Genomic DNA, 21007 nt, shown 5'->3' on the forward strand with positions numbered 1-21007 from the left:
AGGGTCTGCACCCCACCTAATGCGGATTGGGCCGGAGTGCAAAGCGCAACCCGCCGCAGAAATCAGGAAAATGCCGCCAGAAAGCCCGCTTGCGCCCCCCAATAGAGCGGCCAGACCGCATAAGGCGTGATCCGGCGCAGCGCGTGATCCTGCGGCAGTACAAAAGTTTCCGCCGCCAGCACCATATCCGACAGCATGAAGGCGCAGGCTGCGGCAAAGACCCAACTGCCGAACGGCAGCGTCAGCGCCGCCGCTCCCATGCCAAGAATGATCGGAATATAGGCCAGCACTGGCCCTTTCAGCGCCCCGGCGCGCGGCGCCAGGATCTTCGCCATCCCCAGCCCCAGCACCAGCAGAACCGCCGCAATGGCGGCACCGGGCATCTGCAGCAGCAGCTCCGGATCGCTCGCGTCCCGGGTCAGGAACAGCGCTGCATAGGCCAGATGCCCGGCAGCAAACGCACCGACGCCTGCCATGAACGCCCCCTCGCCGTCACGCGACAGGAACAGATCGCCCAGCGCGCAAAGGCCCAGAGCAGCGGCCAGCAGCCACGGCGCGCCCGTCAGCAGCGCCGCCAGCGCCAGCAGGGCCACGGACGCCGTTTTAAGCGCACTGCGCAGCAGCCCGGGCGGCTGTGCAGCCATCAGCAGATAGATCAGCGCACAGGCCCCGGCCCCAGCCCAAAGCATCAGTTCCGCCGTCATCGCCTGCCTCCCCTGTTGTTTTCCCGCACTCTGTCCCCGCAGGCCGCGCGTGGTCAAAGGTGACCCCGCGGGAGGCTGGGCAGAAACACGCAACGCTTGGCCCCGGACCCCGTCCTGAGGCACAATGCCCTCATGCGCACATTGATGATTCTCCTGCTGGCCGCCCTGCCCGCCCCGCTGGCGGCGGGTGAGCCGCTGAGCGCTGGCGAGTTTGACCGCTATACCCAGGGCCGCACGCTGTTCTACGGCTTCGGTGGCGCCATGTACGGGGTCGAGCGCTACCTGCCGGGCCGCCGGGTGATCTGGTCCTTCCTGGACGGCAAGTGCCAGGAAGGCAGCTGGTACGAGGATGCAGGCCGGATCTGTTTCATCTACGAAAACCGTGACGATCCGCAGTGCTGGACCTTTGAGCTGACGCCGCGCGGACTGACCGCGCGGTTTGAGGACGACCCCTCCGCCACCGAACTGTATGAAGCCGAAGACATCGGCGAGGACATGCTGTGCTACGGCCCCGAGGTCGGCGCCTGAGGCCGCTGCAGATGCCCCGCTAGAACAGCGAGCGCTGGCCGCGGCCGCCCTCTGCTGGCGGGTTTGGCGTTTCCTTCTTCGGCGCCTGTGCCGCCCCGCCTTCCAGATCCAGTGTGCCATCAGCAAATTCGATCTGAAGGGCGCCTGCCTTGGCGGCGGCGGCTTTGGAGGTCAGGATCTCATCGCCAGACCGCACCACCGCATAGCCGCGCTCCAGTGTCGCTTTGTAGCTCAGGATTTCCAGCTGCCGCCCGGAGGCCGTCAGCGCCTGGCGCTGGCGGTCGATGCGTGCAGCCTGCGCCGCATCCAGCCGCTGCGCCAGCCGCCCCAGCGCATCCTTCTGCGCCGTCATCTCGCGCTGGATCGGACGCAGGCTGAGGCGCGAGGCGAGGTTCTGCAGCCGGTTGCGCCGCCCCTCAACCAGCTGCCGCAGGGTGGCCGGGCGCAAGGACGCCGCGGTTTCGCTCAAGTGCAGCCGGCGCCGCTGCACGCCGGAGATCAGGGCCCCGGGCAGCCGGTCGGAAATCCGGTCCAGCCGCTGGCGCGGGGTTTCCAGCAGGGTATCGGGCTTGGGCAGCGCCCGGGCCAGATCGTTCAACCGCTGCCGCCTCAGTTGCACCGCCTGCCCCGCCGCACGGGTCAGCCGCGCGCCCTGGTTTTCACTCCAGGCCATCAGTTCCAGCCGCACCGGCACCGCCAGCTCCGCCGCCGCGGTCGGGGTCGGCGCCCGGCGGTCGGACACAAAGTCGATCAGCGTCGTGTCCGTCTCATGCCCCACGGCAGAGATCAGCGGGATCTGCGAGGCGGCGGCGGCACGGGCCACGATCTCCTCGTTGAAGCCCCACAGATCCTCGATCGAGCCGCCGCCGCGGGCGACGATAATCAGATCGGGCCGCGGCAGCGCACCGCCCGGCGTCAGCCGGTTGAAGCCTTCGATGGCGCGGGCCACTTCGCCTGCGCAATTCTGCCCCTGCACCGCGACCGGCCAGACCAGCACCTTGCGCGGGAACCGGTCGCGCAGCCGGTGCAGGATGTCGCGGATCACCGCGCCCGAGGGCGAAGTCACCACCCCGATGATTTGCGGCAGATAGGGCAGCGGTTGTTTCCGCTCCGGCGCAAACAGGCCCTCGGCCTCCAGCTGCTTCTTGCGCTTTTCCAAGAGCGCCATCAGCGCGCCCTGGCCGGCAACCGCGACCTCATCCACGTTCATGTTGTACTTGGACTGCGCGCCAAAGGCCGTCAGCCGGCCGGTGACAACAACCTCAAGCCCTTCCTCCGGCACCACCGACAAGCCGCTGATCTGCCCCTTCCATGTCGTGCAGGCCAGCACCGAACGGTCGTCCTTGATGTCGTAGTACAAATGCCCGGAGCGCGCCTTGAACACGCGGCCCACCTCACCCTTTACCCTAATGCGGCCAAAGGTGCCCTCCAGCGTGCGTTTCACCTCACCGGAAATCTCCGAAACGGTGAATTCGGGGGCGTTCTGCCCGGGCTGCGGATCGTCAAACAGGTCGGACATCGGGGACTGCTCTCCTGCGGCCTTTGGCCGGTCTTGTTTTGAAGTCGCGCGCAGCATAGAACGCGCCGCAAGCAAGGCAAGCCCCGGGAGGCCACCCGGGGAGCCTCAGGGCTCAGGCAGATCGGAGAATGCGCTAATGAACATCCTTATCCTCGGCAGCGGCGGGCGTGAACATGCACTGGCCTGGGCAGTGATGCAGAACCCCAAATGCGATCGCCTGATCGTGGCGCCGGGCAATGCAGGCATCGCCCAGATCGCCGATTGCGCGGCCTTTGACATCGAGGACGGCGGCGCGGTGGTGAATTTCGCCGAGGAAAACGCCATCGACTTCGTGATCGTCGGCCCCGAGGCGCCGCTGGCGGCAGGCGTCGCCGACCGGCTGCGCGAGGCAGGCCTGCTGGTGTTCGGCCCCTCCGAGGACGCCGCCCGGCTGGAAGCCTCCAAAAGCTTCACCAAGGAAATCTGCGACGCGGCAAACGCCCCCACCGCAGGTTACGGCCATTTCACCGATGCAGCGGCCGCCAAGGCGCATGTGCGCGAGCACGGCGTGCCCACCGTGGTCAAGGCGGACGGTCTGGCGGCCGGCAAGGGCGTCATCATCGCCATGACTGAGGACGAGGCGATGGCCGCCATCGACGACATGTTCGGCGGCGTCTTCGGCGGCGCCGGCGCCGAGGTGGTGATTGAGGAATTCATGGAAGGCGAAGAGGCCTCCCTGTTTGTGCTGGTCGACGGCGAGGACGTGCTGGCGATCGGCTCCGCCCAGGACCACAAACGCGTCGGCGAAGGCGACACCGGCCTCAATACCGGCGGCATGGGCGCCTACTCCCCCGCACCGGTTCTGTCGGCAGAGATCGAGGCCCGCGCGATGGAAGAGATCGTGAAGCCCACCATGCGGGTGATGGCGGAACGCGGCATGCCCTATCAGGGCGTTCTTTACGCAGGGCTGATGATCAAGGACGGTTTGCCGCGGCTGGTGGAATACAACGTCCGCTTCGGCGACCCGGAATGCCAGGTGCTGATGATGCGCCTGGGCGCCCAGGCGCTGGACCTGATGCACGCCGCGGCTGAGGGCCGCCTGAGCGAGGCGCAAGTGAACTGGGCGGATGACCATGCGATCACCGTGGTGATGGCGGCCCAGGGCTATCCCGGGTCTTACGAGAAATTCTCCGAGATCAAGGGCCTGGACGCGCTGCCCGAGGACAGCAGCAACATGGTGTTCCACGCGGGCACCAAGGCGCAGGACGGCAAGGTGCTGGCCGCTGGCGGCAGGGTTCTGAACGTCACCGCCCGCGGTGAAACCCTGCAGGAGGCCCGCGACCGCGCCTATGCGATGGTGGACGGCGTCATCTGGCCGCAGGGCTTCTTCCGCCGCGACATCGGCTGGCGCGCGCTGAAGTAATCCGCCCCCAGGTACCGGCAGGCAGGCCCTCCCGCCTGCTCCGGGCCAATCACAGATTGCCCCTCACAGTTGGGCGTGGCCGGACGCTGCCGCGCCCGGCGGCCGGCGTGCCCGCGCCCGCGGTTTGCCAGGGGTGCGGCCCCGGGATATCCTGACGGTCAGGAAGGACAGCCTCATGATGCGCGCCCCCGCCCCCAGCCGCCTGCCGCAGCCCGGATCAGCAGCCGGAGGGCCGGATCGATGACCGCGCCCCGGCGGCTCTCTCCCGATGATCCCTGCTTGCAGGATGTGCTGGACCTGATCCAGCGCAGCTTTGCCTTTATGGAGGGGCGCATCGATCCCCCTTCCTCCATGCACCGCCTGTCATTGGCCGCCCTGCAGGATCAATGCCGCAACGGGGAGATCTGGGTCATTGGCACGCCGCCTGCGGCCTGCATGTTCCTGACGCCCCGCCCCGATTGCCTTTATCTTGGAAAGCTCGCGGCAGACGCCCCCCATCGCGGCACCGGGCTGGCCCGGGCGCTGGTGGAGCTGGCCGCAGCCCGCGCCCGGGCACTGGGGCTGCCGGTGCTGCGGCTGCAGTCGAGAATTGAACTGACGGAAAACCACGCAGCCTTTGCCAGGATGGGGTTCCGCAAGACGGGCGAGACCGCGCACCCCGGGTTCGCCAGACCGACCTCCGTCACCATGGAAAGAGCCGTGCCAGACAGCCGGGCCCAAGACTGAACAACGGGCTGGCGCTCAATGGCACAAAGCGGAGCCGCCCCCGAACCAGCTTGGACAGGTTGCACAGGAACGCGGTCTGCTTCCTGCACTCCGGCCTGATGGCTGCCCCCCAAAGAGGTGCCTCCCGTCATCCTGCAGCAGTCCGAAGGCAATCCGCTGGTGGCAGTCCGGGGCAGCCCGCCGGCAGCAGTCCGGTGGCAGTCAGGTGAAAGACGCGGTTCAAGAGACCGCAAATCCGGCGTCCGTCCGCAGCGGGCCGCCTGTGACGCACACGCGGACCGGCCGCAGCGCTCAGGCCCGCCTCGGATCATCCTGCCAGTGCCTTGGGGCCGGGTTGCCCCGTGCCTCAGAAACCGCCCAGATCCGTCATCAGCAGGAACCGCCTGCGGAACTGGTCAAGCATGTCCGGCTCCAGAAGATCCGCCGGATGGGTGGTCCCAAAGGACGAGAAGGCCCGGTCCTTCATCTCCACCAGCTGGCGCTCGAGGTCGAGCTGGCCAAAACCGGACGGCAGCGCCAGTGCGGTCTCGAAGATGGTGCGCAGCGGCGGCGAGCCCATGATATTGTACCAATGGGCGTTCTCGCTGCCGCCCTCATCCGCAACCGCCTGCAACTCGCGCTCCAGCGCCAGCGCCAGCCGCATGTTGGGATCGGAATTGCCGATCTCGATCTCGAACTGGCGGGTCGTGTATAAGTCTGCCAGCTCATCGGCAAAGCCGTCCGGATAGTCCTGCGCGACTTCTCCCTTGTTGAAGGAGAAGGCGTAAGCCATTGCTTTCATGTTGTTGTCATGATGCAGATTGGCATAGGAAATTTCCGAAGACAGATCCGAATCCAGCGTCTTGATCATGACGTTGAAGTCGCTGTCGCGGTGGCTCAGCCCGAAGATATCCAGCGAGGCCTCAAACAGGTTCAGGTCGAATACCAGCTCGGTGGCGGTGGACAGGCTGTCCAGCTTGTCGGTGATCTCATCAGAGAACACCTGCATCTTGCTGACATAATCCGGCCAGGTGCCCTGGAACGCCTCGGCAAAATCGTAATAGGCAATGTTGTCCGGCTGGTTCACAAAGGAATTCGGGTCGCTGAGATCGGACTCCAGCACCTGCCGCAGGAAGGTCTCGCCCCGGTCGCTGACGTTGAACAGGTCCAGCGCATCCGCCAGCAGCTCCGGGTTCAGCAGCAGCTCATCCGGGTCGGTCATCGCGCCGATGTCCGGGTAGCCGAAGCCGAACGCGCGGGAGACATTCAGATAGCGTGTGTCCTCCAGCTGGTTCACGAAGGAATCCGGATCCGTGGTGTCCGAGTTCAGCACCCGGCGCAGGAAATCCTTGCTGGTGCGCTCCAGATCGAAGGTGTCGATGACCGCCTGCAGCAGCTCTTCATCTTCCAGCAGGTCATCGGCACTGGCCAGCCCGTCGGTGTGCTGATTGAACTCCGACACCAGCGCCTGGATGCTGCTGTCATATTCCGGCGGTTTGTTGAATTCGAACTGTTTGGCAAAATCGGCGAACCGGGTGTCGGTCAGCTTGTTGGCGAAAGAATCCGGATCGCTCAGATCCGATTCCAGCACCTTCTGCAGGAAGAACTGGTTGTTCTCCATCCCCTTCAGGCCCACGTTATCCAGCGCCTTTTTCAGCAGGGTCGCGTTGGACAGGAGGTCATCGGCTGTGGAAATGCCCGCAAATTCGCTGCCGCCCTTTGCACTGGGCAGCTGCGGGCCGTCCGGGCTGTTAAAGCCAAAGGTCTTGGCCAGCGCCAGATAGCGGCTGTCGTTCAGCCGGTTCACAAAGGACTTGGAATCACTCAGGTCGGAATCCAGCACCTTCTGGATGAAGGCACGGTTGCCGATGTCCTCATCCAGGCCAAAGGCGCCCAGCGTCACCTGCAGGAGGCTGTAGTCATCCAGCAGCTGCTCCGAGCTCTGAATGCTGGTGATGCGTTCTTTGAAATCCTGCACCTGACGGTCCAGAATCGGCGATTTTTCATAGACTTCCTGCTGCTGGGCCTGAGTCCGCTGCAGGAAGGTCCAGCCGGCGATACCGGTGCCGAACACATAGGGTGTAAAACTCACGCGCGTGTCTCCTGTGAAAACATGCCCCGGCCGGCGCCGCCGGCACTTTCCCATTTGCCGCAGGCTATCCAAAGGGAATGAATATTTCGGTAACGCCCGTGCAGACCTGCCGGAAGACGCAGGCAAGGATCACACCCAAGGCGGAGACGCGGCTCTCCCGCCTGCTTCAGCCCATCCGGGGATGGGCCGCGCCGTTGGGCCGGGCGCCGCGCAAGGCGCGGCGCGGGCCGGCTGCGCCCGCTGCGCTCAGCGGCAGGCCAATGCGTCCGCCAGCCTGGTGCCAGGATCAAAGGGACCGATGTCCCGGGCAGTGATTTCACCATCCCGCAGCCGCGCGGCCATGATCCGGCGCCAGCCGCTACTCACCATCACCAGTTCCGGCCCCTCACCGCAGTTACGGATGCCGGAGGTGATGAAGTCCTCGCCGATGCGGTGATTGGTCAGGCCCGCCTTGCTGGCCACTTCATGCAGCGCGCCGTCCCGGAACCGCCAGATGCGCAGGGTTTTCGCCAGATGCGGCCGGTCGATATAGGCGATCTCCACATGCCCGTCGCCATCCAGATCCGCGGCGCCGATGGGGGCCAGCCAGCGGTTGCGGGTGCCGATATGCGGGGTTCCGGCAAGTTTTTCACCGTGCGCGCCATAAATGGCCAGCTGGGCGCCCTGCGCCACATCGGTTTCCACCACCAGTACCTCGGGGCTGCCGTCGCCGGTCACATCCGCCAGCCGCGGAGCAATGTCCTCGAACACATGATCCAGCGGCAGGCGGATCAAAATCTCGGATTTCTCGTATACGGCCTTTGCGGACAGCCCGCCGGGGCCGGTGTTTTCCACCTGAAGCACCAGCGCACCGTATTCCACATCATCGCCCAGCACTGCATGGCCATAGCGCGTGGTGGGTTCGCTGAAACGGGCCGAGACAATCCTGTCTCCAGCCGCCAGCTCAGCGGGGCCGGCCAGGGCCAGCCCCAAGCACAACGCCCGCCAGGCGCGGCGGGCAAAACGGGGCCGGACGCGCAGCGGAAGACGCCGCGCCGCCGTCCCCGCAGTCATCAGATCTGCTTCTCGGGCATATGCACCACCAGACCGTCCAGCGCGTCGCTCACCTTGATCTGGCAGGTCAGGCGCGAGCGGGCCGGGTCGGGCTCATAGGCGAAATCCAGCATGTCCTCTTCCATGTCATCCTTGGCGGGCAGCTTCTCGACCCAGTCCGGCGCAATGTAGACGTGGCAGGTGGAACAGGCGCAGGCGCCGCCGCAATCGGCCTCGATGCCCGGAATGTTGTTGTCGCGCGCGCCTTCCATCACGGTCAGCCCGTTGGCCACATCCACCACGTGCTCGGTGCCGTTGTGCTCGATATAAGTGATCTTTGCCATTCCTCAGCTCTCTTCCCTTTTCCGGTACTTGCGCGACTGTGTAGCCAAGCGCCCGCGCCGGTGCCACCCCCAATTGCGACGCCGCCCTGCCGCTGCTGGACTTTACCGCCCCATGTTCTATATTTGTTCACACTCAAATATTCTCAACCCCAGGGGTGATTTCCTCATGCCAGCCCCCGCGCCCCCTCCCGTGCCAGCCCGTGCAGCCGCCGGGCCCGATCTGCAAACCGGCCCGCAAACCGGCCTGCGAACCGGCCGGCAGACCAGCCCGCCGCCCTGGCCGCACCCGCCCCATTGCCTGCCCGCCGCCCGGCTGCAGGAGCCCCCGGAAAACGCCCGCATCACCGTCGCGGGCCTGGTGATCCTGCGCCAGCGCCCCGGCACCGCCAAGGGGGTGATCTTCGTCACGCTCGAGGATGAGACCGGCGTGGTCAATGTGATCGTCTGGCGCAAGATCTACGAAGCGTTCCGCCGCGCGGTGATTTCCGGGCGGATGCTGCGGATCACCGGGCGGCTGCAGCGGGCGCATTCCGTCACCCATGTGATCGCCGAAGACGTCGAGGACATCTCGCCGATGCTGGACCTCCTGCTGGCGGATCAGGGGCGCCAGGACGATCCGGCCTTTGCGCCGCCCCCCGAACTCGGCTAGGCTGCCGCCAAAGCAACGGCCCCCCCCCGCCAGCGGGACAGACAGAGGCGCCGGCAAGAGGCAACCGGGCATGATGCCATCCAACCTGACACTCGCGCGGCGCCTGGCGCCTGCCCTGCTGCTGGCGGCACTGGCCGCGCTGCCCGCCTGCGTCCAGCCGCAGCCCGGCAGTCCCGGCAGCGCAACCGCCCGTGCAGGCCGCTATGCGCCGCCCGGTGCCGCTCCCGGCACCTGCTGGAGCAAGCACACCTCGCCGGCCGTCATCGAAACCGTCACCAGCCAGGTGCTGGCCGAGCCGGCGCAGCTGGACGCCAGCGGCAAGGTCATCCGCCCCGCCGCCTTCCGCACCGAGACCAGCCAGCAAATCGTGCGGCCGCGGCAGGAGCAGTGGATCGAAATCCCCTGCCCCGAAATGATGACACCGGACTTCGTCCGCACCGTGCAGCGGGCGCTGGCGGCGCGCGGCCTCTACCGCGGCCCGGTGCACGGCCAGATGGACGCCGCCACCCGCACGGCGGTGCAGCGCTACCAGGCGCCCCTGGGACTGGACAGCGGCACCCTGACGCTGGCCTCCGCTCGCAGGCTGGGGCTGATTGCCGTCGCGGGCTGAACCAGGCGGTTCAGCTGCCCGGTTCCCAGCTGCCCCGCGCTCTGCTAAGGTCCGGGCACCGGGCACCAGACATAAATGAGACAAACACCATGCTGACCACCCGCCTGCCGGACACCGGCTTTCTCTCCGGTGCCTCCGGCCCGCTGCGCCGGATGCTGGAAAGCCAGGCCACCGAAGTGCGCCTGCGCCAGGGCGAAGTGCTGTTCGAGCAGGGCGACGCGGGCGACGCGCTGTATGCGATTGCCGAAGGCGCGCTGGAGTTCTCGGTGCTCTCTGCCTCGGGCCGCAAACTGTCGCTCGACATGATGCGCCCCGGCGCGGTGTTCGGCGAGATCACCCTGTTTGATCCCGGCGAGCGCACCGCCACCGCCATCGCCGCCGAGCCCAGCCGGGTCCTGCGCCTGCGCAGCGGCGACGTGCTGGCGCAGATCCGCCAGCACCCCGATCTCGCCGCCGACCTCTTGCGGCTGGCAGGCCAGCGGATGCGCTGGATGAACACCCAGCTGAACGAGCAGGTGTTCCTGCCGATGCCGGTGCGGCTGGCGCGCAAGCTGTTGTATCTCGCCCCCGAAACCAGCGACGGCCGCGTGGCCCTGTCGCAGGCGGAACTGGCCGAATTTGTCGGCGCCACCCGCGAGGCGGTCTCCAAGACGCTCGCCGCCTGGAAGCGCAGCGGCCTGGTCGGCATCAGCCGCGGCGGCGTGCAGATCCTCGACCGCAGCGAACTCGCGGTTCTGGCCGAACCGGATTCCATCTGACCCAGCCGCTGCTGTCGGAATATTTGCGGTTTTCCTCACCCAAGTCCGCGCTCTGTAATCCCGGTCACAGAACACGGGCCCGCAGCGCGCCATAACGCTTGCATAGACGGCCGTTATCCGTTCCATCCCAACGGCTGCCTGTCCAACAAGAGCCATGTGCCCGCCAGCACATGGCTCTTCCCCTTTTTGCAGCCCGTCAGCCCTTCGCCGGACGCGCAGCGCAAAAGTTTTCCGAAAACTTTTGCCAAGACTTTTTGAAAAGTCTTGGGCCTCCCCGCCGCGCGCCCTTAGTTAAAAAATATTCACTTAGCCAAGCCACGTCCCCGCCGCTACGGTGCCGCGCATGGCTTATGATTATGACAAACTCTACCGCGAAACCCCGGACGCGCTCGGTGCGCCGTCCCCCGCATTCACCGCCTTTTTCGAGCAACTGGACGCGCAAGGACTGGACGTTCTGGATGCAGGCTGCGGCCAGGGCCGGGACGCACTGTTCATCGCCCGCCTCGGCCACCGCGTCACCGGCATCGACCTCTCACCGCATGGCATCCGGGACATGCTGGCGGCAGCGCAGCGGGAGAACCTCGCGGTGACCGGCATCGCCGCCGACCTCGCCGCATGGGCGCCGGACTGCGGATACGACATTCTGCTGTTTGACCGCACCCTGCACATGCTGACCGCGCCGCAGCGGAGGGATCTTCTGACCCGGTGCCTGCCGCATGTGCGGCCCGGCGGCTGGGTGCTGATCTCGGATGAAAAGCGAAATCTGGAGGACTTCCGGCAGCTCTTTGCCAGGCAGCCCGGCACCTGGCGCACCGGAAAGGACAGCCGCGGTCTCCTCTTCATGCAGCGGGCTTGAACCAGGATCCCGCCCCTGGGACAACCGGAAAAGGCCGGGCATCTGCCCGGCCTTTCCTGACTTTTCAGCAATGCCTGCCCGCGATTACTCCGACAGGTTCAGCGCCACAAAACGCGGCTCGCCGCCGCGGCGCACCAGCAGAAGCAGCGACTTGCGGCCGGCCTCCTTGGCCTCGCTCACACGCGCCTCCAGATCGCTGATCGCGGCAACCTTCTGCTGGCCCGCCTCGGTGATCACATCCCCCGCACGCAGCCCCTTCTCCCAGGCTTCCGAGGTCTCGTCCACCGACAGAACCGCCAGCCCCTCGACATCCTCGGCCACGTTCAGCTCTGTGCGCATCTGCTCAGTCAGCACGCCAACCGACAGACCCAGCAGTTCCTTCTCGGTGCTGCCCGGCGCCTCGCCGCTGCCGTCTTCGCTGGCAGGTCCGCGCTCGGCATCCTCACGGCGGCCCAGGGTGATCCGCAGCGTCTCGGTCTTGCCCTCGCGGTAGACCACCACCCGCACAGTCTTGCCGACCTCGGCATTGCCGACCTGGCGCACCAGGCCGCGGGTGTCCTTCACGTCGGCGCCGTCAAAGCTGACGATCACATCGCCCGCCAGAACGCCGCCCGCCTTGGCAGGCCCCTCCGGCACGTCAGTCACCAGCGCGCCGCGGGCCTTCTCCAGCCCCATTGCCTCTGCCAGATCGCTGTCCACATCCTGAATCTTCACACCCAGCCAGCCGCGGCGGGTCTCGCCGAATTCCTTCAGCTGCTCCACCACCTTGACCACCACATTCGACGCCATCGAGAAGCCGATGCCGATGGAGCCGCCGTTGGGCGACAGGATGGCGGTGTTCACGCCAACCACATCGCCGTCCATGTTGAACAGCGGCCCGCCGGAATTGCCCCGGTTGATCGCCGCATCGGTCTGGATGTAGTCGTCATAAGAGCCCGAAAGCTCCCGGTTGCGGGCCGACACGATGCCCGCGGAAACCGAGAACCCCTGCCCCAGCGGGTTGCCCATCGCCACCACCCAGTCGCCCACCCGGGCGGTATCGCTGTCGCCGAACTTGACGTATTTCAGCGCCGCCGGCGCCTCGACCTTCAACAGCGCGATGTCAGTGTTGGGGTCGGTGCCGATCACCTTGGCGGGCAGCAGTTCCTTGGGCTGGCCCTCACCCGGGAAAAACTCGATCTCGATCTCGTCTGCACCGTCGATCACGTGGTTGTTGGTGACGATATAGCCGTCCTCGGAGATCACAAACCCCGAGCCCAGCGCAGAGGACCGGCGCGGCCGGTTGCCATTGCCGTTGCCGTTGCGGTCCTGGAACTCACGGAAGAAATCCTCAAACGGCGAGCCCTCCGGCACGATGCCCTGCGGGCCGGTGCGGCCCTCCACAACAGTGCTGGTGGTGATGTTGACGACCGCCGGGCTGACCTTGTCGGCCAGCGGTGCCAGGCTTTCGGGCCGGGCCATTGCCGATACCGCCTGCATCAGCAGGACTGCCATGCTCAGCACCAGAAGCCAGGCCAGCCGGATCATCGCGCCGCTGCTGCCTGCCCGGCCGGAAATTGCAATTGCCTGTGGCTGCACGGATCTACTCCTTGTCATTTTCAATTCTTGGCCTCCGTCCCGGACCGGCGCAAACGCCGCCGGCGCCGGGCAGAGTCTTATGGTCCCAATGTAGGAACTTCCGTCCGGCGCGCAACCAATGATGCACGCATTCAAGCCAGCGTGAAGACCCGCGGGCCCGCCGCCGGCACCGGATCAGCACCGCACGGGCCATTGACCCGGGTTCGCCCCGGTTTGCACCGTTTGTAAGGACTACGGCCCTACGGGTGGACCTCCACTCTCTCAAAATACCGGAGCCTTCAAGTTGATGGAGACTTCTATCAAGACCGCACTCCTCTCCATCGTCGTCCTGGCCGCCGCCGTCATGTTCGCCCGGATCGGCATTGCCCGGTACACCGATGCTGTCCGAAGCAGCACATTATCAGAAATGGACAGGATCGAATCCCTCGCCGCGACGCTGGACGATCTGGAAATCGAATTCCTGTCAGCCCGGCGGGCGGAGAAAGACTTTCTGCTGCGGCGCAATGAACAAAGCGCCGAACGCCACGCCGAAGTGATGGCAGAGCTGACCGCAGCCCTGGAGTCTGCGCGTACCCAAAGTGCCGCAATTCAGGGCTTTTCCGGCCATGAAGCGGAGTTTGCCGCCCTCAAAACCTCAATCGGCGCCTTTGGTGCCGGGTTCCTGCAGCTTGCGGACAGCCACCGCCGGCTGGGACTGGATGAGAAATCCGGCCTGCAGGGAAGCCTCCGCAGCGCAGTCCACGACGCCGAAACCAGGCTCAAGGACCTCAACCGCCCGGAAATGCAGGTTAAGATGCTGATGATGCGCCGCCATGAAAAGGGCTTCATGCTGCGCGGCGCCGGCAAGTACCTTGGCCGCCTGGATGCCCGCGTGGCTGAATTCCTTGAATTTCCTGGCAGTTATTATGCCGATCAGGCGCAGCGCACCGAAATCGAGGCGCTGCTCAAAGCGTACCAGAGCGCCTTCCAGTCCTTCGCCGCTGAATCGATGGCCGAAAAACAGCTGCGCAAGGAGCTTTCCGCAACGTTCGCTGAGGCGGAGCCGGTCCTGATGTCCCTGCGCGGCCAGTCCCGCACACTGCTGCCGGACGTCCACGTTCAGGCAAACCTGGCGGAACAGTCTGCCCGGAAGACGTCGCATGCGGCCGGCCTTGGCGGCCTCGCCCTGTTCATCGTGATCAGTCTCACGCTCGCCCTTGGCATTTCCCGTCCCCTGACCCGGGCCAGCAGCGTTCTGCAAGGTCTGATGGCGGGCGACTACTCCAAGGACCTGCCTGCCTCCCGCATCAGCGAAGTCGTGTCCATCGCCAGCGCTCTGGAGATATTCCGCAATGATCTCAGGCAGAAGGACCAGCTGATGGGCGAGATGTCCGAAGTGATTGCAGCCTGCGGCACGGGCGACTTCTCCAAACGGATCAGCACCGGCGGCAGCGACAGCGGCTTTGCCGTCCTGGCCCGCGGCGTGAACCAGACCGGCGAGGCGGCAGAGCGCGGTGCCAGCGGCGTGATGCAAGCGCTGAGCGCCCTGTCACGAGGCGACCTGACCCACCGGATGCCAAGCGGCCACCAGGGCGTGTTCAAGGAGATTTCCGCGACGATCGACACGCTCAATGCCAATCTCAGCGAAATGGTCGTCCAGCTGACCAGCAGCAGCAGCACTCTGCTCAGCACCTCCGATGAGATCGCCGGCGCGGCAGAGGACGCCTCCCGCCGCGGCGAGCACTCCGCCGCGTCGCTGGAGGAAACCGCAGGCTCCCTGCAGACCCTGAACGAAGCGGTGCAAAGCACGGCGGAAAACGCAAGGCAGGCCAACAGCTATGTGAGCGATGTGCAGCAGCAGGCGCTGTCGGCCCATGAACTCGCCAGCGAGTCGATCCGCGCGGTCCGCAGGGTTGCGGACTCGTCGCAGGCCATTGCCAGGATCACCGACCTGATCGACGGCATCGCCTTTCAGACCAACCTCCTGGCCCTGAACGCCGGGGTCGAGGCCGCCCGCGCAGGCGAAGCCGGGCGCGGCTTTGCCGTGGTCGCATCGGAGGTCCGCAACCTCGCCCAGAGGTCCGCAGGCGCGGCCGGGGAAATCAGCGAACTGATCAGGAACAGCGGCCGCGAAGTCGACACCGGCGTCGGCCTTGCGGAACAGACCGGCGAGGCCCTGGCGGTTATCCAGAAGGTTGTCTATCAGATCGTCGGCAAGGTGCGGGAAATCTCCGATGCTGCGTCCGATCAGGCCGGCAGCCTGACGGAGGTGAACACGGCCATCACGGCCCTGGACCGGAACGCGCAGCAGAACGCAGCGATGCTGGAAGAGACCGCCGCCGCAAGCCAGCTGCTGCGCCGCGAGGCAGGCAGCCTGGTGCAGGCCGTCGGCGGCTTCACGGTTGAGCCCGCCGCCGGCTGGCAGGCGCAGGACGGCAGCGAACCCGGGCTGGCTCTGGAGGCCTGACCGCCCGCCGGTCGGCATTAAACAAAACAAGGCGCGGGCTGGCGGCAGCCCGCGTTTTCCTGATTTCCGCAGGCCGCCGGCAGCGCGCTGTCAGACCTCCAGCCGGAACGCCAGCCAGACCAGGATCAGCCCCAGCGCCAGCGCCGCCAGCCCGGCATTGCGGCGCTGCTCCTCCGTCAGGGCGCGCAGCATTTCCAGCAGCCGCTCCACAAGCGAAGGGGCCAGTGCGTACACCAGCCCCTCTGCAATCAGTACCAGCCCGAGGGCCAGAAGGACGAACCCCATTACTGGCGCGCCGTCTGCCCGTCCGAGGACTTCAGGTAGTTGAAGAACTCGTTGTCCGGCGACAGCACCATCGAGGAGTTCCCGGCCAGCAGCGAATTCGCATAGGCGTTCAGTGAGCGGTAGAACTCAAAGAACTCAGGGTCAGCCCCATACGCTTGTGCAAAGATCGCGTTGCGCTCGGCGTCCGACTCACCGCGGATCACCTCAGCCTCGCGCTCCGCTTCCGACACCAGTTCAACCTCGGTCCGGTCGGCCTGCGCGCGCACGCGCTGCGCGGCCTCTTCACCGCGGGCGATTTCATCCGCCGCTTCCCGCTCGCGCTCGGCGCGCATCCGGGCAAAGGTGGCTTCCAGGTTGGCCTGCGGCAGGTCGGTGCGCTTCAGCCGCACGTCGATCACCTCGAGGCCCAGCTGGCGGGCTTGGGTGATGGCACCGTTGCGGATCCGCAGCATCAGCGCAAAACGGTCCGAAGACAGGATGTCGTTGGAGCTGACGGAACCCAGAACCTCACGGGTCTGCGCCCGCATGATCTTGTCCAGACGCAGTTCCGCAGCACCAATGCCGCCGCCGCCGACTGCCTGGCGGAAGGTATCCACGTTGGCAATCCGGTAGCGCGAGAACGCATCCACAATCAGGCGGCGGTCATCCAGCGGGGTAACCTCCAGCGGGCCGACTTCCAGGCTCAGGATGCGGTCGTCATAGCGCACGACGTTGTCGATGACCGGCAGCTTGAACGCCAGGCCCGGGGTTTCCTTGATGTCCACCACCCGGCCAAAGCGCAGCACCAGCGCCTTTTCACGCTCGTCCACGATGAAGATCGAGGACAGCAATGCAATGCCCAGAACCACCAGGACGGGCAGAAGAAGAGTAGATTTCCGCATCAGTTGCCCTCCTGCGGCTTGCGCAGCTCATTGAGCGGCAGATAGGGCACTACCCCCTGGCCTTCGCCGCCTACGTTGTCATCCAGGATGATCTTGTCCACGCGGCTCAGAACCTCTTCCATGGTTTCCAGGTACAGGCGCTTGCGGGTCACTTCCGGCGCTTTCTGGTATTCCTCCAGAACCGCGGTAAAGCGACTCGCCTCACCCTGGGCCTCATTCACCACGCGGGCGCGGTAAGCCTCGGCCTCTTCCAGCGTCTGTGCCGCCTGGCCGCGGGCACCAGCCAGCTTGCGGTTGGCATAGGCATCCGCCTGTTTCTCCAGCCGGTCGCGTTCCTGGCCTGCGGACTGCACTTCGCGGAAGGCGTCCTTCACCGGCTCCGGCGGGTCGGCACCGTCAAAGTTCACCCGCACGACGTTCACGCCGCTGTCATAGCTGTCCAGCGTCTCCTGGATCAGCTCTTCCAGCCGGGCGGTGATGGCGCCGCGGTCGCGGTTCAGGATCGGCGCCAGCTCGGACTGTGCGATGATCTCGCGCATCGCCGATTCCGACACCGCGTTGATGGTGGAGCGCGGGTCGCGCAGGTTGAACAGGAAGCGCGCCGGGTCGGAAATGTTCCAGACCACCTGGAAATCCACGTCGATGATGTTCTCGTCGCCGGTCAGCATCAGCCCGGCGTCAGAACCGCGGGCGCCGGAACCGATGTTCTCGGTCTGCTCCACCCGCACCGGGATCACCTCCTTAGTGACCAGCGGCCAGGGCGCAAAGTTCAGGCCCGGCTGCCCGGTTGCGGAATACTCACCCAGGAACAGCTCAACCGACTGCTCTTCCGGCTTGACGGTGTACACACTGGCAAAGCCCCACAGCACCGCGCCGGCGATGACTGCCAGCCCAAGGGTGCCCTTGGTGAACAGCGGCGCGCCGCCGCCCGGCCCGCCACGTCCGCCACGACCGCCACCGGAACCGCCGCGCCCGCCCATCAGCACGCGCAGCTGCTCCTGGCCCTTTTTCACCAGTTCATCGATTTCGGGGATCTGGGGATCCTCGGGCTTGCGCCCGCCGCCATTGTTGCCCCGGTTGCCGCCTCCGCCGCCGGAGGAGCCACCGCCCCCCCATGGGCCACCGCTATTGCCCGCCATTTGTCTCCTATCTGTTTGCTGCCGCCCTTCCCCGCTACTGAGAAAGGCCGGCATGTGTGTTCTGTTCTTGCCGGTTTGCCCGCTCAGGCCGAGCGCACCGGAGTTTTCAATGTCACCAACTCTTCCGACATTGTCGGGTGCACCGCAACCGTGCGGTCGAAATCTTCTTTGGTTGCACCCATTTTTACGGCAATACCAGCCAGCTGGATCATCTCGCCCGCGCCGGGTGCGACGATATGGCAGCCCAGCACCTTGCGGGAGGCCTTTGAGACGATCAGCTTCATCAGCACCCGCTGCGCCCGGCCCGCAAAGGCCTGCTGCATCGGTTTGAACGAAGTCGCATAGACCTCAATGGGTTCCTGCTCGCGCGCTTCTTCCTCGCTGAGGCCAATGGTGCCCATCTCCGGCTGGGTGAAGATCGCAGTCGGAATCAGTTCATGGTCGGGGCTGGTCGGATTGCCCTTGAACACGGTCTCGACAAAGGCCATCGCCTCGCGGATCGCCACCGGGGTCAGCGCCACCCGGTCGGTCACATCGCCGATCGCATAGACCGACGGCACCGAGGTCTGGCTGTATTCATCGACGATGATCTCGCCCTTGCGGCCGCGCGCCACGCCGACCTCCTCCAGCCCGAGGTTATCGGCATTGGGATGGCGGCCGGTGGCATACATCACCTTGTCGAACAGCCGCTCCTGGCCGTTGGTGGATTTCACCCAGATCTTATCGCCTTCCTTGCGCATCTCCAGCACATTGGTGCCCAGATGCACGTCGATACCCGCCTGGCACATCTCCTCGGAAATCAGCCCGCGCGCCTCGTCGTCGAAACCGCGCAGGATCTGCGCGCCGCGGTAGAACTGCGTGGTGCTGACGCCCAACCCGTTCATGATGCCCGCAAATTCGCTGGCGATATAGCCGCCGCCGACGATCAGCAGGCTTTCCGGCAGCTTGTCCAGGTGGAACATCTCGTTGGAGGTGATCGCCAGCTCAGAGCCCGGAAACTCCGGAACTGTGGGCCAGCCGCCGGTGGCAATCAGGATGTGCTTGGCGGTCTTGCGGGTGCCGTCAGCCAGCTCCACCGTATGCGCATCGGCCAGTTTCGCGCGGCTGTCAAAGCTCTCGACGCCATTGCTCTTCAGGATATTCCGGTAGATGCCTTCCAGCCGGTCCAGCTCGCCATGCAGCTTGCCCTTGAAAGCGTCCCAATCGAACCCGCCGGCGCTGATGTCCCAGCCATAGGCGCGGGCATCCTCGACCATGCCGGAGTATTCGGACGCAAACACCATCAGCTTTTTCGGCACGCAGCCGCGGATCACGCAAGTGCCGCCGTAACGGTCCTCTTCGGCCAGCGCCACCTTGGCGCCTTCCTGCGCCGCAACCCGCGCCGCCCGCACCCCGCCGGAGCCGCCGCCGATGACAAACAGATCGTAATCAAAGCTCATGAAGTTCCGCCCTTTGCAATTCTTGATCAGGTGTATCCCATAACGGACCACCAAACGCCATATGCCCAAGTGGGCGTTCCCGCGCCGCATTCAACCTTTTGCATTGAATTTGCACTGGGTTGTGAGGCGGAAACTGCGCATTCCGGCCGGTCAGGGGCACTGCCTCCTCAGGAACCGGAATTCGGCGCGAATTCCGTCCTGAAATCCTGCGTGGATTTCAGGCCCTCTTCAGCGGCAGCCCTCTCGGCTTCCGCGACTCCGGTTTCCTTGCAGGAATCCGGCGCGCAAAACGCAGACCGCAGCCGCTCTCAATCCATCAGATCGGTAAACAGGTTGTCGGCCTCGGCAAACTCCAGCTTGTCCTTCTCAACCGTGCCCTCGTTGATGTCGCGCACCTCGACGCGCCCGTCGCCATATCCGGTCACAACGGTGTCGCAGATGTCGATGAACAGCCCGTTCTCGATCACGCCCGGGATCTGGTTCAGGACCAGCGCCAGCTGCCGGGCGTTGCCGATCCGCTTCAGGTGCAGGTCCAGGATGTAATTCCCCTCGTCGCTCATGAACGGCGCCCCGCCGTTCATCCGCAGGGTGGAGCGCCGCCCCATCACGTCCATCGAAACCAGCGTCTCCTCGATCAGCGCCTGGCTGCTCTGCCAGCCGAACGGCAGCACCTCCACCGGCAGCGGGAAGGCGCCCAGCGTGTCCACCATCTTGCTGGCGTCCGCGATCACCACCATCCGGTCCGATGCGGTGGCAACAATCTTTTCCTGCAGATGCGCGCCGCCGCCGCCCTTGATCAGGTTGAGGTCCGGATCGACCTCATCGGCGCCGTCGATGGTCACATCCAGCCATTTGGCCTCATCCAAGGAGACCACCTTGATGCCCACGTCCCGCGCCAGCACCGCGGTGCGGCTGGAGGTCGGCACCGCAATGATCCGCAGGCCTTCGTTCTGCACAAGGTCGCCCAGGCAGCGCACCAGCCAGGCCGCGGTGGATCCGGTGCCCAGCCCCACCCGCATGCCGTCCTCGACCATTTCCGCCGCCCGTTTGGCAGCCACGAATTTCGCCTTGTCGATGGGGGACAGCTCTCCGGTCATCACAGGTCTCCATGCAAACGCTTCCCCGCCGTTATAGGCGGCCCGCCGCCCGCGTGCGAGGGGGCATTTGCGCCCCTGTCCTGCCGCCTTGCTGGAAATCCCGCCCGTTCGCCCTAGTCCTCATATGCGGACGGAGGGACAGGAATGCTGCAATTCGACGAGGACACCACCCGCGTGCTGGAAGATGCCTATCAGGGCGCCGACATCTCCCGGCGGAGGCGGGCCAATTTCGATGCGCTGCAGCCGCAGCCGGGCGACCGCATCCTGGATCTTGGCTGCGGCAACGGGCTCTTGACGCTGGAACTCGCCCGCACCGTGGGCCCCGCGGGCCATGTGACCGGGCTGGACGCCAGCCCCGACATGCTGGCCGCCGCCCGCCAGCGGCTGGAGGGGCGGGAAAACACCAGCCTGACCGAAAGCGACGCCGCCACCCTGCCGTTTGAGCCGGAAAGCTTTGACAAGGCAGTCTCGGTGCAGGTGTTCGAATACATCACCAGCCGCCGCCCGGTGCTGCGCGCCCTGCATCAGGTGCTGAAACCGGACGGCCGCCTGGTGATCGGCGACATCCACTGGGACACGCTGGCCTGGCACAGCGACAACGCCGCCCGGATGCACCGGTTCCTGGACATCTGGAACGCCCATATGGCCGAACGCGCCCTGCCCGCCCGCCTGGCCGAGGAGCTGCGCGGCTGCGGCTATGCGCCCGAGGCCCTGACCCCGCTCACCATCTGCGACACCAGCCTGCGCCCGGACGGCATGGCGGCGATGATGATCCGCCTGATCCGCGCCTATGCGGTGGAAAGCGGCGCCACCGACGCCGACGACGCCGACGCCTGGGCCCAGGAACAGGAGGAACTGGCGGCAGAGGGCCGGTTCTTCTTCTCGCTCACCCACTTCGTCTGCACCGCCCGGCGGCTCTGAGCCGGTATTCCCTGCCGCGGGG

Annotated in this window: 20 protein-coding genes; 9 read left to right on the forward strand and 11 right to left on the reverse strand. The window is 65.9% G+C overall.

What is annotated here, in order from left to right; all coding sequences use genetic code 11:
* Positions 1-62 precede the first annotated feature (62 nt).
* Positions 63-704 (reverse strand): lysoplasmalogenase, encoded by a 642-nt coding sequence (locus K3725_RS11720; RefSeq protein ID WP_260015511.1) that lies wholly within the window; start codon positions 702-704, stop codon positions 63-65.
* Between the two features lie 132 nt (positions 705-836).
* On the opposite strand from K3725_RS11720, the gene K3725_RS11725 reads away from it, so the two are divergent.
* A complete protein-coding gene (locus K3725_RS11725; protein WP_260015512.1) occupies positions 837-1232 on the forward strand; it encodes a hypothetical protein in 396 nt (131 codons plus the stop codon).
* A 19-nt stretch (positions 1233-1251) separates the two neighbouring features.
* Here the strand turns inward: K3725_RS11725 and xseA are convergent, their stop codons facing one another.
* Complete coding sequence (xseA, locus tag K3725_RS11730) at positions 1252-2751, reverse strand: exodeoxyribonuclease VII large subunit (RefSeq protein ID WP_260015513.1); 1500 nt, start codon at positions 2749-2751, stop codon at positions 1252-1254.
* 136 nt (positions 2752-2887) lie between these two features.
* On the opposite strand from xseA, the gene purD reads away from it, so the two are divergent.
* Positions 2888-4153: a phosphoribosylamine--glycine ligase gene (gene purD, locus K3725_RS11735; protein ID WP_260015514.1), complete on the forward strand. Its 1266-nt coding sequence runs from the start codon at positions 2888-2890 to the stop codon at positions 4151-4153.
* A gap of 240 nt (positions 4154-4393) precedes the next feature.
* Complete coding sequence (locus K3725_RS11740; protein ID WP_260015515.1) at positions 4394-4879, forward strand: N-acetyltransferase; 486 nt, start codon at positions 4394-4396, stop codon at positions 4877-4879.
* A 346-nt stretch (positions 4880-5225) separates the two neighbouring features.
* On the opposite strand, the gene K3725_RS11745 is transcribed toward K3725_RS11740, so the two are convergent.
* The 3 genes from K3725_RS11745 to K3725_RS11755 all read right to left on the reverse strand — a co-directional run bounded on the left by K3725_RS11745 (position 5226) and on the right by K3725_RS11755 (position 8326).
* The gene (locus tag K3725_RS11745; RefSeq protein ID WP_260015516.1) at positions 5226-6950 is read right to left on the reverse strand and encodes a DUF1217 domain-containing protein; all 1725 of its coding nucleotides are present in this window, start codon (positions 6948-6950) and stop codon (positions 5226-5228) included.
* 246 nt (positions 6951-7196) lie between these two features.
* Positions 7197-8003 (reverse strand): VCBS repeat-containing protein, encoded by an 807-nt coding sequence (locus K3725_RS11750; protein ID WP_260015517.1) that lies wholly within the window; start codon positions 8001-8003, stop codon positions 7197-7199.
* Entirely contained in the window at positions 8003-8326 is a 324-nt protein-coding gene (locus tag K3725_RS11755) for a 2Fe-2S iron-sulfur cluster-binding protein (protein ID WP_039167587.1), read from the reverse strand. Before K3725_RS11755 ends, K3725_RS11750 begins: the two co-directional genes overlap by 1 nt.
* A 166-nt stretch (positions 8327-8492) precedes the next feature.
* Here K3725_RS11755 and K3725_RS11760 point away from each other — a divergent pair, with 166 nt between their 5' ends.
* From K3725_RS11760 to K3725_RS11775, 4 genes are all read left to right on the forward strand, one after another.
* Entirely contained in the window at positions 8493-8975 is a 483-nt protein-coding gene (locus K3725_RS11760; RefSeq protein WP_409201568.1) for an OB-fold nucleic acid binding domain-containing protein, read from the forward strand.
* A 70-nt stretch (positions 8976-9045) separates the two neighbouring features.
* Positions 9046-9585 (forward strand): peptidoglycan-binding domain-containing protein, encoded by a 540-nt coding sequence (locus K3725_RS11765; protein ID WP_260015518.1) that lies wholly within the window; start codon positions 9046-9048, stop codon positions 9583-9585.
* 89 nt (positions 9586-9674) lie between these two features.
* Entirely contained in the window at positions 9675-10343 is a 669-nt protein-coding gene (locus tag K3725_RS11770) for a Crp/Fnr family transcriptional regulator (protein WP_260015519.1), read from the forward strand.
* A 343-nt stretch (positions 10344-10686) separates the two neighbouring features.
* Positions 10687-11199, forward strand: coding sequence for a bifunctional 2-polyprenyl-6-hydroxyphenol methylase/3-demethylubiquinol 3-O-methyltransferase UbiG (locus K3725_RS11775; protein WP_260015520.1), 513 nt, complete (start codon positions 10687-10689; stop codon positions 11197-11199).
* Between the two features lie 84 nt (positions 11200-11283).
* Here the strand turns inward: K3725_RS11775 and K3725_RS11780 are convergent, their stop codons facing one another.
* On the reverse strand, positions 11284-12777 hold the full coding sequence (locus K3725_RS11780) for a Do family serine endopeptidase (protein WP_409201570.1): 1494 nt from the start codon (positions 12775-12777) through the stop codon (positions 11284-11286).
* Positions 12778-13063: 286 nt separating this feature from the next.
* Between K3725_RS11780 and K3725_RS22595 the strand changes: the two genes are divergently transcribed.
* Positions 13064-15223 (forward strand): methyl-accepting chemotaxis protein, encoded by a 2160-nt coding sequence (locus K3725_RS22595; protein ID WP_311202230.1) that lies wholly within the window; start codon positions 13064-13066, stop codon positions 15221-15223.
* Positions 15224-15313: 90 nt separating this feature from the next.
* Here the strand turns inward: K3725_RS22595 and K3725_RS11790 are convergent, their stop codons facing one another.
* From K3725_RS11790 to rpiA, 5 genes are all read right to left on the reverse strand, one after another.
* A complete protein-coding gene (locus K3725_RS11790; protein WP_260015521.1) occupies positions 15314-15508 on the reverse strand; it encodes a DUF2065 domain-containing protein in 195 nt (64 codons plus the stop codon).
* Positions 15508-16389, reverse strand: coding sequence for a protease modulator HflC (gene hflC / locus K3725_RS11795; RefSeq protein WP_260015522.1), 882 nt, complete (start codon positions 16387-16389; stop codon positions 15508-15510). Before hflC ends, K3725_RS11790 begins: the two co-directional genes overlap by 1 nt.
* Positions 16389-17528 carry an FtsH protease activity modulator HflK gene (hflK, locus tag K3725_RS11800; protein WP_260015523.1) on the reverse strand — a complete coding sequence of 380 codons (1140 nt, stop codon included), beginning with the start codon at positions 17526-17528 and terminating at the stop codon, positions 16389-16391. The genes hflC and hflK overlap by 1 nt, the downstream gene beginning before the upstream one ends.
* 83 nt (positions 17529-17611) lie before the next feature.
* On the reverse strand, positions 17612-18967 hold the full coding sequence (gene gor / locus K3725_RS11805; RefSeq protein WP_260015524.1) for a glutathione-disulfide reductase: 1356 nt from the start codon (positions 18965-18967) through the stop codon (positions 17612-17614).
* Positions 18968-19275: 308 nt separating this feature from the next.
* Positions 19276-20064, reverse strand: coding sequence for a ribose-5-phosphate isomerase RpiA (rpiA, locus tag K3725_RS11810; protein WP_260015525.1), 789 nt, complete (start codon positions 20062-20064; stop codon positions 19276-19278).
* 144 nt (positions 20065-20208) lie between these two features.
* On the opposite strand from rpiA, the gene K3725_RS11815 reads away from it, so the two are divergent.
* Positions 20209-20985 carry a methyltransferase domain-containing protein gene (locus K3725_RS11815; protein ID WP_260015526.1) on the forward strand — a complete coding sequence of 259 codons (777 nt, stop codon included), beginning with the start codon at positions 20209-20211 and terminating at the stop codon, positions 20983-20985.
* Positions 20986-21007: the final 22 nt, after the last annotated feature.

It is taken from the genome of Leisingera sp. S132, from assembly GCF_025144465.1.
Lineage (GTDB): Bacteria > Pseudomonadota > Alphaproteobacteria > Rhodobacterales > Rhodobacteraceae > Leisingera.